Origin of the sequence: Micromonospora sp. NPDC047707 (genome assembly GCF_040704235.1) — a bacterium.
In the GTDB taxonomy this organism is placed as follows: Bacteria; Actinomycetota; Actinomycetes; order Mycobacteriales; family Micromonosporaceae; genus Micromonospora.
Genome location: NZ_JBEYSU010000019.1, coordinates 37732 through 49761 on the forward strand (window position 1 = coordinate 37732; position 12030 = coordinate 49761).

At 69.8% G+C, this 12030-nt stretch carries 16 protein-coding genes and 1 pseudogene; 8 read left to right on the top strand and 9 right to left on the bottom strand.

Going from position 1 to position 12030, the window contains the following annotated elements; genetic code table 11:
* Nucleotide 1: 1 nt before the first annotated feature.
* From AB0873_RS20405 to AB0873_RS20415, 3 genes are all read right to left on the bottom strand, one after another.
* Nucleotides 2-247: a hypothetical protein gene (locus AB0873_RS20405; protein WP_155329197.1), complete on the bottom strand. Its 246-nt coding sequence runs from the start codon at nucleotides 245-247 to the stop codon at nucleotides 2-4.
* A gap of 94 nt (nucleotides 248-341) precedes the next feature.
* Complete coding sequence (locus AB0873_RS20410) at nucleotides 342-527, bottom strand: hypothetical protein (protein ID WP_366601304.1); 186 nt, start codon at nucleotides 525-527, stop codon at nucleotides 342-344.
* A 13-nt stretch (nucleotides 528-540) separates the two neighbouring features.
* Nucleotides 541-1719: a glycosyltransferase family 2 protein gene (locus AB0873_RS20415; protein ID WP_366601305.1), complete on the bottom strand. Its 1179-nt coding sequence runs from the start codon at nucleotides 1717-1719 to the stop codon at nucleotides 541-543.
* Nucleotides 1720-2052: 333 nt separating this feature from the next.
* On the opposite strand from AB0873_RS20415, the gene AB0873_RS20420 reads away from it, so the two are divergent.
* Nucleotides 2053-3429, top strand: a complete 1377-nt coding sequence (locus tag AB0873_RS20420) for a cellulose binding domain-containing protein (RefSeq protein ID WP_366601307.1) — start codon at nucleotides 2053-2055, stop codon at nucleotides 3427-3429.
* 51 nt (nucleotides 3430-3480) lie between these two features.
* Here the strand turns inward: AB0873_RS20420 and AB0873_RS20425 are convergent, their stop codons facing one another.
* Nucleotides 3481-4347 carry a L,D-transpeptidase family protein gene (locus AB0873_RS20425; RefSeq protein WP_366601309.1) on the bottom strand — a complete coding sequence of 289 codons (867 nt, stop codon included), beginning with the start codon at nucleotides 4345-4347 and terminating at the stop codon, nucleotides 3481-3483.
* A 178-nt stretch (nucleotides 4348-4525) separates the two neighbouring features.
* Between AB0873_RS20425 and AB0873_RS20430 the strand changes: the two genes are divergently transcribed.
* The 3 genes from AB0873_RS20430 (at nucleotide 4526) to AB0873_RS20440 (ending at nucleotide 7083) form a co-directional block, all read left to right on the top strand.
* Nucleotides 4526-6205 (top strand): DNA repair helicase XPB, encoded by a 1680-nt coding sequence (locus AB0873_RS20430; protein ID WP_366601311.1) that lies wholly within the window; start codon nucleotides 4526-4528, stop codon nucleotides 6203-6205.
* A gap of 225 nt (nucleotides 6206-6430) precedes the next feature.
* Complete coding sequence (locus AB0873_RS20435; RefSeq protein WP_366601313.1) at nucleotides 6431-6685, top strand: hypothetical protein; 255 nt, start codon at nucleotides 6431-6433, stop codon at nucleotides 6683-6685.
* Nucleotides 6667-7083 (top strand): type II toxin-antitoxin system VapC family toxin, encoded by a 417-nt coding sequence (locus tag AB0873_RS20440; protein ID WP_366601314.1) that lies wholly within the window; start codon nucleotides 6667-6669, stop codon nucleotides 7081-7083. Before AB0873_RS20435 ends, AB0873_RS20440 begins: the two co-directional genes overlap by 19 nt.
* Before the next feature lie 205 nt (nucleotides 7084-7288).
* Here the strand turns inward: AB0873_RS20440 and AB0873_RS20445 are convergent, their stop codons facing one another.
* Together AB0873_RS20445 and AB0873_RS20450 are read right to left on the bottom strand one after the other, a co-directional pair.
* Complete coding sequence (locus tag AB0873_RS20445; protein WP_366601316.1) at nucleotides 7289-7954, bottom strand: inositol monophosphatase family protein; 666 nt, start codon at nucleotides 7952-7954, stop codon at nucleotides 7289-7291.
* Nucleotides 7955-7968: 14 nt separating this feature from the next.
* On the bottom strand, nucleotides 7969-8196 hold the full coding sequence (locus AB0873_RS20450) for a winged helix-turn-helix domain-containing protein (protein WP_196255787.1): 228 nt from the start codon (nucleotides 8194-8196) through the stop codon (nucleotides 7969-7971).
* Nucleotides 8197-8583: 387 nt separating this feature from the next.
* Here AB0873_RS20450 and AB0873_RS20455 point away from each other — a divergent pair, with 387 nt between their 5' ends.
* Together AB0873_RS20455 and AB0873_RS20460 are read left to right on the top strand one after the other, a co-directional pair.
* Nucleotides 8584-8847, top strand: coding sequence for a DivIVA domain-containing protein (locus tag AB0873_RS20455; protein WP_366601408.1), 264 nt, complete (start codon nucleotides 8584-8586; stop codon nucleotides 8845-8847).
* Nucleotides 8844-9107 carry a hypothetical protein gene (locus tag AB0873_RS20460; protein ID WP_366601318.1) on the top strand — a complete coding sequence of 88 codons (264 nt, stop codon included), beginning with the start codon at nucleotides 8844-8846 and terminating at the stop codon, nucleotides 9105-9107. Before AB0873_RS20455 ends, AB0873_RS20460 begins: the two co-directional genes overlap by 4 nt.
* A 180-nt stretch (nucleotides 9108-9287) precedes the next feature.
* Here the strand turns inward: AB0873_RS20460 and AB0873_RS20465 are convergent.
* Nucleotides 9288-9634, bottom strand: a pseudogene (locus AB0873_RS20465) (M43 family zinc metalloprotease); the annotation flags it as partial.
* A gap of 204 nt (nucleotides 9635-9838) precedes the next feature.
* On the opposite strand from AB0873_RS20465, the gene AB0873_RS20470 reads away from it, so the two are divergent.
* Nucleotides 9839-9964 carry a hypothetical protein gene (locus AB0873_RS20470; RefSeq protein WP_255456152.1) on the top strand — a complete coding sequence of 42 codons (126 nt, stop codon included), beginning with the start codon at nucleotides 9839-9841 and terminating at the stop codon, nucleotides 9962-9964.
* Nucleotides 9965-9972: 8 nt separating this feature from the next.
* Here AB0873_RS20470 and AB0873_RS20475 read toward each other — a convergent pair whose 3' ends face one another.
* Nucleotides 9973-10470: a TIGR03089 family protein gene (locus AB0873_RS20475; RefSeq protein WP_366601320.1), complete on the bottom strand. Its 498-nt coding sequence runs from the start codon at nucleotides 10468-10470 to the stop codon at nucleotides 9973-9975.
* A 9-nt stretch (nucleotides 10471-10479) separates the two neighbouring features.
* The gene (locus AB0873_RS20480; RefSeq protein WP_366601322.1) at nucleotides 10480-10731 is read right to left on the bottom strand and encodes a hypothetical protein; all 252 of its coding nucleotides are present in this window, start codon (nucleotides 10729-10731) and stop codon (nucleotides 10480-10482) included.
* Nucleotides 10732-10858: 127 nt separating this feature from the next.
* Here AB0873_RS20480 and AB0873_RS20485 point away from each other — a divergent pair, with 127 nt between their 5' ends.
* Nucleotides 10859-11995, top strand: coding sequence for a hypothetical protein (locus AB0873_RS20485; protein ID WP_366601324.1), 1137 nt, complete (start codon nucleotides 10859-10861; stop codon nucleotides 11993-11995).
* The last annotated feature ends 35 nt before the right edge of the window (nucleotides 11996-12030 follow it).

Genomic DNA, 12030 nt, shown 5'->3' on the forward strand with positions numbered 1-12030 from the left:
GTCAGCGCCGGCCGCGGCGGACCGTACCGACGACCGCGATCAGCAGGAGCAGGCCGAACGCCGTGCCGGCGGTCTCACCGACCGAGGCGACGAAGCCCTGGCGCTGCACCAGCCAGCCGAAGAGAAACCAGCCGAAGAGAAGCACCCCGGCGGCCGCGTACGCGACCACGGTGGCGGTGGTGACGGCGGTGGGTGACTCGGTCGGCTCGGCCCGCTGTTCACGGATCGCATCCCGCTCAACCGTCATTGCGCCTCCCCGCGTGTCCCGCCCTGCCGTCCAGCGTGACACCGCCGGAGCGGAAGCGACAGGGGTTATGTCACCGGCCGCACGGGGTGTGCGATCAGTCGCCGGCGATTCGGCGGTCCCGGCGGTATCGCTGACGCGAGAGCAGGTAGAAGCCGGTGGAGCTGGAGATGAGGATGACAGTGAGGATGAGGAGGGCGTACTCGACCTGTGCGAGTTCGCGCATGGCGATCAGGGTCGCCGCCAGGAGGAAGCAGACCCCGAAGCCTTTGATGGAGTTCACCTGTGACGCTGCCTTACTTCCATGCCGACACGGGCGTGAAATAGGACTTGAGGAGGGACGACAGGAGCCAGTACATGCGTACGATCGTGTAGACCAGTTCGGGAATGATCAGGGCCTCGACCAGCATCGCCTTCCAGCCGAGGTTGCGTACCATCACCGCGGGGTAGATGACCCAGAACGCGAACAGCAACCAGAAGATGGGCTGTTGCGCGAAGCCGTTCGCGACGGCGGCGGCCAGTTGGGTGGCCCCCCAGCCGATGAGGTACACGACGCCGAGCAACCCGAGGATCATCGTCGCGATCGAGTGCCAGGTGAACTTGGTCCAGCCTCGGGCGCGCAGGGCATCCACAGTGCCGCGAACCCAGCGCTGACGTTGTTGCAGCAGCTCACGAAGCGTGGGCATGAGATCGGTGTAGGCGATGCACAACTGGTTCGCGGTCACCTTCCAGCCGCATTCCTTGAGCGTCAGCGTCGTCTCGTAGTCCTCGACGAGGTTGCGGTGGTCCTCCCAGAACACCGCGCCGCGCTTGTCGATGACCGATTGCAGCGCCACGCCCCGGTAGAACGACCCGGCTCCCGACATGGTGTGCACGTCGGTCATGAAACGGGCGTTGGCGGCGCGGCCGTACTCGATGATCTGCATGCCCAGCAGGAACCTCTGCCAGGGGTTGCGCCACAGCCCGGTGCGGCCCAGGCAGACGGCGCTGACGCCGCCGATCTTGGGATCCGCGGTGATGACGTTGCGGGCCCGTTCGATGAACTTGTGGTGCAGTTCCGTGTCGGCGTCCATCACCAGGACGTGCTGCACCGGGTCCAGCCGCCCGCCCACTCGCTTGCTCAACCAGGCGAGGCCGTAGTTGAGCGCGCCGGCCTTCTTGTGCTCGTTCTCTGGCATCAGCAGGACGTCGGTGCGCGGTGTGCTCGGATCGGCGGCGAACCGCCGGGCGTAGGCCTCCGTCTGGTCGGTGGAGTTGTTGACGACCACGACGATGCGGTCCGGGCGCCAGGTCTGCCGGGCCAGCGAGTTCAGGGAGGTGAGGATCCCGACTTCCTCGTTGCGGGCCGGGATGATGGCGACGATGTCGTGCAGCGTCGGGCCGCTGGGCTTCGGAGTGCCGTGGTGTCTCCAGCGGAGACCCTTCAGGATGGTGGTCGCTTCAGGCCCCGCTTGGCCCATCATGTTGTATGACACGTGTTCCCCGTTTGATGATCATCGCCCACGCCGACTGTCGGGGCATGGAGCAGGAGAAACATAGCTGACCTCATAACCGAGTGACGCCTCCTTCCGGCCCAGTTTCGGCTGACTGTTCGGCTGATCCACGGTGACGGGGCGGCCATGAGGCCGCCGGGGAAGATCCCCGTCCTGCGGAACGACGACGTCGGACCGGCGCCGGTAGGATGACGCCTGTTTGTCTAGGCGCCCCGGCCAGCTTTCCTGTTACGCGCGGGCGTCGAGTCGTCAAGGAGTGGCATGGGCCGGTCGCGTTCTCGTTCCTCTCACCGTTGGCTGAGCCCACTCCTGGTCATGGTGGTGGTGCTCGGTGCCGGGCTTGCGCTCTACGGTGGGTGGCGGACGACGTTCGCCGACCGGTCCGCTGACGAGAGTTCACTGCTGACCGTCCGGTACCGGACGGAGACTCCTGCCACCGCCCCGGTCGCGAAGCCGTGGTTGGAAGTGATCAACACATCCAGCCAGCCGGTGGCGCTGCACAAGGTGACGCTCCGGTACTACTTCAGCGACGACGCCAGTGCCGGTTACGCGGCCAACTGCCTGCAGACGACGCTCCAATGCTCGAACGTCACCCAGGTCGTCGGTGCGATGCCGGATCCAGCCCCCACCGCGACGCACTACCTGCAGGTCGGCTTCACCTCCGCTGCCGGCACGCTGGCACCAGGCCAGACCAGCGAGGGCATCGGGCTGCAGCTGTACCGCCTCGACCGCGAGGACCTGGATCAGGCCGACGATCGCTCGTTCGATCCGAAGCTCACCCGGTACGCGCCCTCGACCCGCGTGACCGGCTACGTCGACGGGGTTCTCCTCTGGGGGGAGGAACCCGGTGCCGCTCCACCGGCAGCGTCCCCCCAGCCCGCGAACGCCCCGGCCCTGACCGCGCCGGCCGGAACTCTCTTCGACAACTTCCACTACACCGACGTCGCCGATCCGGCGGTGACCGCCAACGGGTGGCAGGTCCGCACCGACGGCGGCGGGCCAGGGATCGCGAGCACCTGGTCAGCGGACGCCATCAGCTTCCCCGCCAACCGGAAGGCGCAAGGCGGGCAGGTACTCCAGTTGCAGGTGTCCACCGACGGCACCCGCGACGGCACCCGGCAGGCCGAGCTGATCGGCATCGACAACACCTTCTTCACCGGCACCATCGCCGCACGGATCCACTTCACCGACAAGCCCGCCGACGGTCGCAACGGCGACCACATCATCGAATCGTTCTGCATGATCTCGCCGCAGCCGACCTCAGAGCGCTACACCGAACTCGACTTCGAGTACCAGCCCAACGGCGGCTGGGGCGCCCCCGGTCCCAAGCTCGACACCACCAGTTGGCGTAGCGCCACACCCGGCGACCGCACCACGCGCGCTCTGAATCGCTCTCTCGCCGGGTGGCACACCCTGATGATCACCGCAGTCGACGGCAAGGTCACGTACTCCATCGACGGCCGACCGGTCTTCAGCAGCAGCGGCAGGACCTTCCCCCGCGAACCCATGCGCATCCACCTCAACACGTGGTTGATCGACCTGCCCTTCGCCGGCGAACGCACATGGAACATGCAGGTCAACTGGATCTACGCGGTAGACGGCAAGGCGGTGAGCATGGCGCAGGTCAAACGCACCGTTGACGGCTTCTACAAGAACGGAATCAACTACATCAACACGACAAGCCGCCAGTAGGGGACGGGCCAGCCCGACCTGGCTCGGCGATCCCCGATCCGTCCTCGCGTGTCACCCGGAACGGCTGCCGACCAGCACCACGCGGCTGCCGACCCGGCCCAGCTCCCAGTAGCGGACGGCGTCGGAGTGCAGCAGGTTGACGCATCCGTGTGAGCCGATCGACCCGTCGTGCAGGTAGGTCGTGGTCTCGTGGAAGCCCATGCCGCGGGTGAAGTGCTGCCAGTACGGCAGCCACACCTCGTACGGGTTGGACCACTCCTTCACGTTGCGGCGGTCGATGGTGAACGTGCCGGCCGGGGTGCGGAAGCCGGCCATGCCGGTGCGGGTCACCGTCGGCTTGACGATCACTCGGCCGTCGCGCTTCACCCACGTGGTCTGCCGGGTCAGGTCGACGCAGAAGGTGAGCCCGGGGCGGTCGCCGCACACGTCGGTGTCGGTGGTGGCGAGCCGCTTCGCCACGTCGTACGTGGTGGGGCCGGCCCGGCCGTGGGCGGGGCGGATGTCGTACCTGCGCTGGAACCGTTTGATGGCGGCGCAGTCGGCGGCGGACTGGCGGCCGTCCACGGTCACCGTGCCGAAGCCGCCCAGCCGGGTGAGGTACGTCTCGACCTGGCGCTGGTGCTCGCCCTGCGGGCAGCCGGCGGGTGACGGCGAACCGCTCGGCCGGGGTGCGGTGCGGCTGGGTTTCGGCTCGGCGGTCGGGCTCGACCGGGAGGTCGTCGGCGACGACGTCGCCGGTGCGGGCCGGTCCGGGCCGGGCGTGCCGCTCGCCCCCGTTGACTGTTCCGCCGCTCCGACCGGCACGGGCCCCCCGCCCCCACCGCCCTCGGCCTGCGGATCGAACGCGCACGCACCGGCGCCGACCAGCGTGACAACCGCCACGGCGAGGAGCCGGGTGGCGAGCCGGGTCCTGATCATGGCGCCTCCCCTGGGACGGTCGTCTGCCATACAGACGTACGGCACGGGCGCAACGGTTGCACCGGGTGCACGTTTTCCTGACGTCCGGTGAGCGCGTGCAACACTGGATGGTCGGCCTGCGGCAGGTCACGTCCGCACCCGGTGGCCGACGACCCGAGATCGAGGAGAGGCGCTTCCCGTGAGTGGTGGACCCCTGATCGTGCAGTCGGACAAGACCCTGCTGCTGGAGATCGACCACCCCGACGCGCAGGCCTGCCGGATGGCGATCGCCCCGTTCGCCGAGCTGGAGCGCTCCCCCGAGCACGTGCACACGTACCGGCTGACGCCGCTCGGCCTGTGGAACGCCCGGGCCGCCGGCCACGACGCCGAGGCCGTGGTCGACGCGCTGATCAAGTACAGCCGCTACCCGGTGCCGCACGCGCTGCTGGTCGACGTCGCCGAGACGATGGACCGGTACGGTCGGCTCCAGCTCGCCAACGACCCGGCGCACGGTCTGGTCCTGCGCGCCCTGGACCGGGTGGTCCTGGTCGAGGTCGCCAAGAGCAAGAAGCTCGCCGGCATGCTCGGCAACAAGATCGACGACGACACGATCGCCGTGCACCCGTCCGAGCGGGGCCGGCTCAAGCAGGCGCTGCTGAAGCTGGGCTGGCCGGCGGAGGACCTGGCCGGGTACGTCGACGGCGAGGCGCACCCGATCGAGCTGGCGGAGGCCGGCAAGGACGGCCGGAAGCCGTGGACGCTGCGGTCGTACCAGCGGGAGGCCGTCGAGGCGTTCTGGGCCGGCGGCTCGGGCGTCGTCGTGCTGCCCTGCGGCGCGGGCAAGACGCTGGTCGGCGCGGCGGCGATGGCCGAGGCGAAGGCGACCACGCTGATCCTGGTCACCAACACGGTCGCCGGGCGGCAGTGGAAGCGCGAGCTGATCGCCCGCACCTCGCTGACCGAGGAGGAGATCGGCGAGTACTCGGGCGAGCGCAAGGAGATCCGCCCGGTCACCATCGCCACGTACCAGGTGCTCACCTCGCGGCGCGGCGGCGCGTTCACCCACCTGGACCTGTTCGGGGCCCGCGACTGGGGCCTGGTCGTCTACGACGAGGTGCACCTGCTGCCGGCGCCGATCTTCCGCTTCACGGCGGACCTCCAGGCCCGCCGCCGGCTGGGCCTCACGGCGACTCTGGTACGCGAGGACGGCCGGGAGGGCGACGTGTTCAGCCTGATCGGCCCCAAGCGGTACGACGCGCCGTGGAAGGACATCGAGGCGCAGGGCTGGATCGCCCCGGCCGAGTGCACCGAGGTACGGGTGACGTTGACCGACGCGGAGCGGATGGCGTACGCGACCGCGGAGGCCGAGGAGCGCTACCGGATGGCGGCGACCGCCCGCACGAAGCTGCCGGTGGTTCGCGCGTTGGTGCAGCGGCACCCGGATGAGCAGGTCCTCGTGATCGGCGCGTACATCGACCAGTTGCACCAGTTGGGGGAATACCTGGACGCGCCGATTGTGCAGGGGTCGACGACGAACCGCGAGCGGGAGCGGCTGTTCGACGCGTTCCGGTCCGGCTCACTCCGGACTTTGGTGATCTCCAAGGTCGGGAACTTCTCGATCGACCTGCCGGAGGCGGCGGTGGCGATCCAGGTGTCCGGCACGTTCGGGTCGCGGCAGGAGGAGGCGCAGCGCCTCGGCCGGGTGCTCCGCCCGAAGGCCGACGGCCGGCAGGCGCACTTCTACACGGTGGTGTCCCGGGACACGATCGACACCGAGTACGCGGCGCACCGGCAGCGGTTTCTGGCCGAGCAGGGGTACGCGTACACGATCGTCGACGCTGACGACGTCCTCGGCCCGAAACTGCCATCGGTCGACTGATCAGGATCGACCAACTCGACTTACCGGAAGTCGGGCCGTTCGAGCTGGTCGGACACCCCGACTTCCGGGAAGCCGAGTCGATCACTGTGCGGGAGCAAGAGACCGCCGGTCCGAGCGTCTCTCGCGGTCGCTTTGGAGCTGATGTCGTGAATGACTCAGTCGTCAGCGCTTTCTCGACTCGGCAACGAACTGCAGCACGGGCGCTTCTGCATGCAGAATGAATGCATGGTTGCTCTCCAGATCCGCGACGTGCCGGAGGAAGTGCGGGATGCCTTGGCAGCCCAGGCAAAGGCGCGCGGACAGTCACTTCAGGCGTACCTGTTGGAGTTGGTGGAGACGCAGGCTCGACGTCTCCGCAACACGGCGGCCCTTGATCGCTTCGCCGGCCGCTCGGACGGTGCGCGTTCCCTGCCTGGAGAGAGTGCCGCTGAGCTGACCGAGCAGCGGGAGCAGCGGGGGCCGTGGGGAGATTCGGCGTGATCGTGGTTGACGCGTCAGCACTTGCCGACGCTCTGGTCGACGACGGCCCCATCGGCGACGCGGCGCGGGCGGCGCTGACCGGAGATCCGCACTGGGCTGCCCCCGCCCACCTCCTGGTCGAGGTCATGTCCGTGATCAGGGGCAAGGTGCTCGGCAACAAGCTCGGCCTTGCCCGGGCGCAGGAAGCGATCGAAACACTCCCGTCGCTGGTCATCGACGAGGTCAGCACCTCGATGCTGCTCGATCGGGTGTGGCAACTGCGCGGCAACCTGTCGGCCTACGACGCGGCGTATGTCGCGGTTGCGGAACTGATGACCTGCCCACTCGTGACCGGTGATGGTCGCCTCGCCAAAGCCAGCGGCGTCCGTTGTGAGATCCAGCTGATCGCGGCCTCCTAACCTTCATGCTGGCGACGTGGCGGCATCCGGGTAGCTCGGAAGCCTCGATGCCCCCGGCATGGAGTTGATCAGGTGGGCAGGACCGGCGCCAGCAGGTCCAACAGGGCGTCGTGGTGGCGGCCGGTACTGAGCAGCGCGGTTCCGTCCCCGGCGAGCAGCGGGCGACCGCGAAGATCGGTCGCCCTCCCGCCGGCCTCCTGGACGATCAGCGGTAGCGGTGCGAGGTCTTCGTACCCATTTCCGGGCCGGCGATCACGATCGCATCCACCAGTCCGGTGAGCAGACCACCGATCCCGCCCAGGTGGCCGGTGATCCGCGTACGACGGTGCAGCGCGAGTAGCACGTCAGCGGGCCAACCGGCCGGGTTGACCAGCTCCACTCGGGCAGCGGCCAGGTCCGGGGTATCCCGCAGCACCGGCTCCAGATCCCTGCCGTCGATGCGGACACGGCAGCCGCAGTCGCGCCCCGCATATATCAACTGTCGGGCGACAGGCTGATTGATCACGGCGAGAGCGGAGCCATGCTCGTCCTCAAGGGCAAGGTTGGTGCCGAAGATGGGGATGCGGTACGCGAAGTACTTCGTGCCGTCGATCGGGTCGATGATCCATCGCCGGCCGGAGGTGCCAACCGTGTCACCGGTCTCCTCGCCGTACACGCCGTCAGCCGGAAACCGCTCCGCCAGCTCGGTACGGATCAGCGCCTCGACGGCAACGTCGGCATCGGTGACCTCGGTTCCGTCCGCCTTGAGCGTCATCGCGAAGTCAGCCGCGAAGAACCGCTCGGCGGCCAGGCTTCCCGCACGCTCGGCCAGCCCGACCGCGAAGTCCAGCAGCTCTCGATCGGGCGGGGGCGCGTTGATTCCCGGGCCCACCCTCGTCGACCGAGTCAGCGCTGCCTCGAATCCGCGACGAAGACGCCGCGCCCCGGTCGGCCGACCAACACACCCTGCCCCCGCAGCCTCGCCACCGCACGGTGGATGGTCGACACCGACACGTCGTAGTGGTCAGACAGCTCCTGTGTGGATGGAATCTGCGACCCGGGCTGAAACTCGCCCACCTCGATCCGCCTCAGCAGATCCTCGATCAACTCGTCCATGGTCGGCGGAATCGGCACGTGAAGGCCCCTTGCAGTCGGTTGGCCCTCCCAGTATCGAGCACCAGGTGAAAGAGCGGCAACAACTGAAAGAGGTGCAGCAGGCAGGCAGGCGCTAGCCAGATTCGACAGGTAAGAGAGCGTTGACAGAGGTGAGAGGTATCGGTAGCGTCGCTCTCGGTGATGCGGTTCCGCTGCGGTCGGTTGGCGCCTCTCGTACCGGTCTCGCATCGCCGCCGAGACCTCACCCTCCGCGCTCCCCCGGCGCGGCCCTGCCGTCGTACCGCCGATCGAGGCTGCGGTGGCAGGGCGGGGCGGTCTCCGCCGTCCCAACCGGCGGAGACCGCCCCCTCCACTCTGACTCGATCCGAGAAAGGGCGGTCACCCGTGCGCAACCTGATCCGCCGGCTGGCGGGCCGACGCGAGAAGCCACGTCCGGCAGAAGTCCGCCCACCCCAGCGACTACGGCCCTGGCAGATCCGTGAGCGGTGCTTCAACGTCCGCCGGCGCGGCCTGGACCCGGTCGAGATCCGCGCCTTCCTGCACCAGGTGGCCGACGAACTCACCGTCGCGCAGACCGCCCTGGTCGCGGTGCAGGAGGAGAACGTACGGATCAAGAACGCGCTGCGTGCGTGGCAGAGCGCCCAGTCGGCGAACCACCGCTACCGATGACCGACCGCTGGGTGATCCACCTGCCGGTCACCGCGCCCGATCTGCACCGCGCCCGGATCTTCGCCCGTACCGCCGCCCGGGTGCTGGCCCGGCTCAGCGCCCGGGTCGAGCCGGGCGGGGTGACCGTGTCGGCCGAGGACCAGCAGTGCGTACGCCACTGGGTCTTCTGCGACCGCCCACTGCCCGGCGGCGCGCGGTGTGCGCTGCCAGCCGACCACCTGCCGCCGTGCTCGCGCCGGCTACCGCCGCGCGTCGGCTGAGCCGGGGAGCCGGCCCGGCGACGACGGCAGGCTCGGGCCCATTTGATCGACTCGACATCACTGAAGTCGGGGCATCCACGGAGCGTTTTCAGCCCGACTTCAATGATGTCGAGTAGATCTACCTCCGGGCGGGATGGGCGGGCCGCTCGCGTGCGGCCCGCCCATCCCGATACGTGCCGGTCAGTTCTTGGTGCCGCCAGAACGGAAGGCCACCCAGGCGTCGCTCATCCGGTCCGCCTGGCCCGGGGTGAACATGTTCATGCAGGAGTCCTCCGTGTAGTCCATCAAGTTGTGGATCGGGTCCAGCCCGGGTGCGTTGCAGGTGTCCGCGCCGACCGGGCAGTTGAACTGCGGGTGCGCCTCGCGCGGCGTGTCCGCCACGAAGTCGCCGGAGGCGGAGCAGCCGTGCGCGAAGGTGTGCTCCAGCATCAGCCAGTGCCCACCTCGTGGGTCAGCGTGTCACCCAGCGCGTACTTGCCGGCCGTGCCGCCCGGCATCGACTCGTCGAGGATCACCACGCCGTCGATGTAGTCGCGGCCGTTGTTGTAGGAACGGCGTGTCGGAGGCGCTGCCGTTGGCCAGCCGCAGACCCTGAGCAGACGAAACGCCGGACCCACGCGACGCGGCTGGGGAGCGGTCCGCCGGCGCATGACCGCCGCCTCCGGGGGTACGCGAGCGGCGATACCGGAATCGACATCTCCGATCTGGCGTACGCGGGAGGAGAGCATCCGATGAAGGACAGACTCATCAAGGGGCTGAAGAAGAGCACGGGTGCACTCATGGTGCGCCGCCGGCGCAGGGATGCCCTGGTCGCCAAGCCGAGCCGGTCCAAGCGGCCGGGCCGGCTGTTCCAGTAAGCCTGGCGTCAGAGCACCCGCGTGACGCCCTCGGCCGTGACCAGGGCGTCCCGGCGGGCCGGGTCGAGGTTGGCGCAGAGCACCACCGAGGCGCCGGCTGACAGCGGGGCGAGCAGCCACTTCAGCGGCTGCTCGTGCTCGGCCACGTCCACCAGCAGCCGGTCGCCGGCCCGCAGGTCGAGCTGGTCGGCCACCGCCTCCGCGATCGCGCCCCACTGCCCGTAGCTGGTGCCGTCCGCGCTGGCCGGATCCGTCGCGCGGATCGTCGCGTGGTCGGGCGGGGCGTCCGTGTGCCGCAGCACCTCGACGGACCAGTCGAGCCAGCCGGCGGGCACCCCGGTCAACGGTCCGGGACCCACCAGGTACCGGTGCAGCCCTTCCGGTACGTCCTCCAGCCAGTCGTCGAGCCGTTCCGGCGTGACGAGGACCGCGTCGTACGGCCGGTCCGCGCCCGGTTCGAGGACCGGCAGCCCGGCGGTGGCCCGCGGCCGGAACGACACCGCCATCCCGACCGCTCAGGCGCCCAGGAGCATGGCGGCGGTACGCCAGTGCGGCGGCAGCAGCACCGCGACCCGGCTGCCCGGGGCCAGCCCGCACCCGTCCCGCAGCAGGCCGGCCGACCGGGCCGCCCACCGACCCAGCTCCGGCGCGGTCAGGTCGACACGTTCACCGGTCGCGCCGTCGAGCCAGGTGAGCAGCGCGGGTCCACGGGTCGCGGCCACGGTCCCGGCACTCGCGTCCGGCAGCGTCACGTCAACCCGTGCCATCGCACACTCCCCTCGACAGGCTCCGCCCCAGCCTACGGGCCCAGGTTGACGGCGGTTGCCAGACTCGTGGGCGGGTCGAGTGTCCGATGTCCACGGACCGGCCCGGCCGGGCGGGAGGGCTGCTGTCATGCGAGCTGGAGGATGGGTCGCGGCGGGAATCAGCGCGCTGCTGCTCGGCGCGGCGCTGACCGTGCCGGGGCCGGCCGGAGCGGATCCGATCCCCGAGATCGACCCGATCGTCACCGCCACCGTCTGGGCGGACCAGCCGACCACCGCCGAGTACCCGGTGACCAACTCCTACACCGCGAACTCCATCGAGGGGGACGTGGTCGTCCGGCGTACGGGCACCGGGGCGTACACGGTGGTGCTGGAGGGCGCGGCGACGAGCGGCGGCGTCGCGCACGTGGTGGCGTACGGCGGCGGGCCGGTGCACTGCACGCTGGCCGGGTGGTACCGGACCCTGCTCGGCGGCGACGACCTGCTGATCCAGGTGCGCTGCTTCGCGGCGACCGGCGCGGCCGTCGACAGCCGCTTCGTGGCGACCTTCACCAACCGCCGGCAGATCCACCAGGGCCGGCTCGCCTGGTTCGTCACCGACCAGACGGCGCCCACCGGGCTGCGCACCCTGGCCAGCACCTACCGGTACGACTCCACGGGCGGGACGATCGCCTACGAGCGGCTGGCCACCGGTCACTACCGCTTCCGCATGAACCCCAACCCGGCCAGCGAGCACGGGCACCCGTACTTCCCGATGGCCCACGTCACCGCCCTCGGCACCGCCGCGGTGAACTGCCAGATCGCCTGGCCGGACTCCTGGGAGGTCCGCTGCGCCAACGCGGTCGGCACCCCAATCGACGCCCGCTTCGCGGTCACCTACGGCGTCCGGGTCGACCTGCTCGGCCACTCGGCCGGTCCCCGCTTCGCGAGCGGCACGCTCTACGGCGAGTACGCGGGCGACGGGGTGCTCGGCGGCGACAGCTACAACTCGACCCTGGGCACGTACGGCGGCGCCGTGAAGACGCTGCTCGGCACCGGCCGCTACCAGGTGACGTTCCGGGGCACCGGGACGGCGTTCGGCACCGCCTTCGTCAACGCCCACGGGCCGTCCTCCCCCAGCCAGCCGAGCCGGGGGCACTGCGTCCTGGCCGGCTGGGGGCGTTCCGGCACGACGGACACGTCCGTCCGGGTCAACTGCTACGCCTGGCGGGGCGTGCCGGCCAACCTGAACGCCCGCGTCTCGTACACCACCTGGCTGGCGGCGTGAGCGCTGGCGCCGGGTGTTAACAAGGGACCCTTCCT

Bases quoted from the DNA above. Each gene is read 5' to 3' on its own strand.
- AB0873_RS20405 (WP_155329197.1), bottom strand. From the start codon at position 247: ATGACGGTTGAGCGGGATGCGATCCGTGAACAGCGGGCCGAGCCGACC.
- AB0873_RS20420 (WP_366601307.1), top strand. From the start codon at position 2,053: ATGGTGGTGGTGCTCGGTGCCGGGCTTGCGCTCTACGGTGGGTGGCGG.
- AB0873_RS20425 (WP_366601309.1), bottom strand. From the start codon at position 4,347: ATGATCAGGACCCGGCTCGCCACCCGGCTCCTCGCCGTGGCGGTTGTC.
- AB0873_RS20435 (WP_366601313.1), top strand. From the start codon at position 6,431: ATGGTTGCTCTCCAGATCCGCGACGTGCCGGAGGAAGTGCGGGATGCC.
- AB0873_RS20460 (WP_366601318.1), top strand. From the start codon at position 8,844: ATGACCGACCGCTGGGTGATCCACCTGCCGGTCACCGCGCCCGATCTG.
- AB0873_RS20470 (WP_255456152.1), top strand. From the start codon at position 9,839: ATGAAGGACAGACTCATCAAGGGGCTGAAGAAGAGCACGGGTGCACTC.
- AB0873_RS20475 (WP_366601320.1), bottom strand. From the start codon at position 10,470: ATGGCGGTGTCGTTCCGGCCGCGGGCCACCGCCGGGCTGCCGGTCCTC.
- AB0873_RS20480 (WP_366601322.1), bottom strand. From the start codon at position 10,731: ATGGCACGGGTTGACGTGACGCTGCCGGACGCGAGTGCCGGGACCGTG.
- AB0873_RS20485 (WP_366601324.1), top strand. From the start codon at position 10,859: ATGCGAGCTGGAGGATGGGTCGCGGCGGGAATCAGCGCGCTGCTGCTC.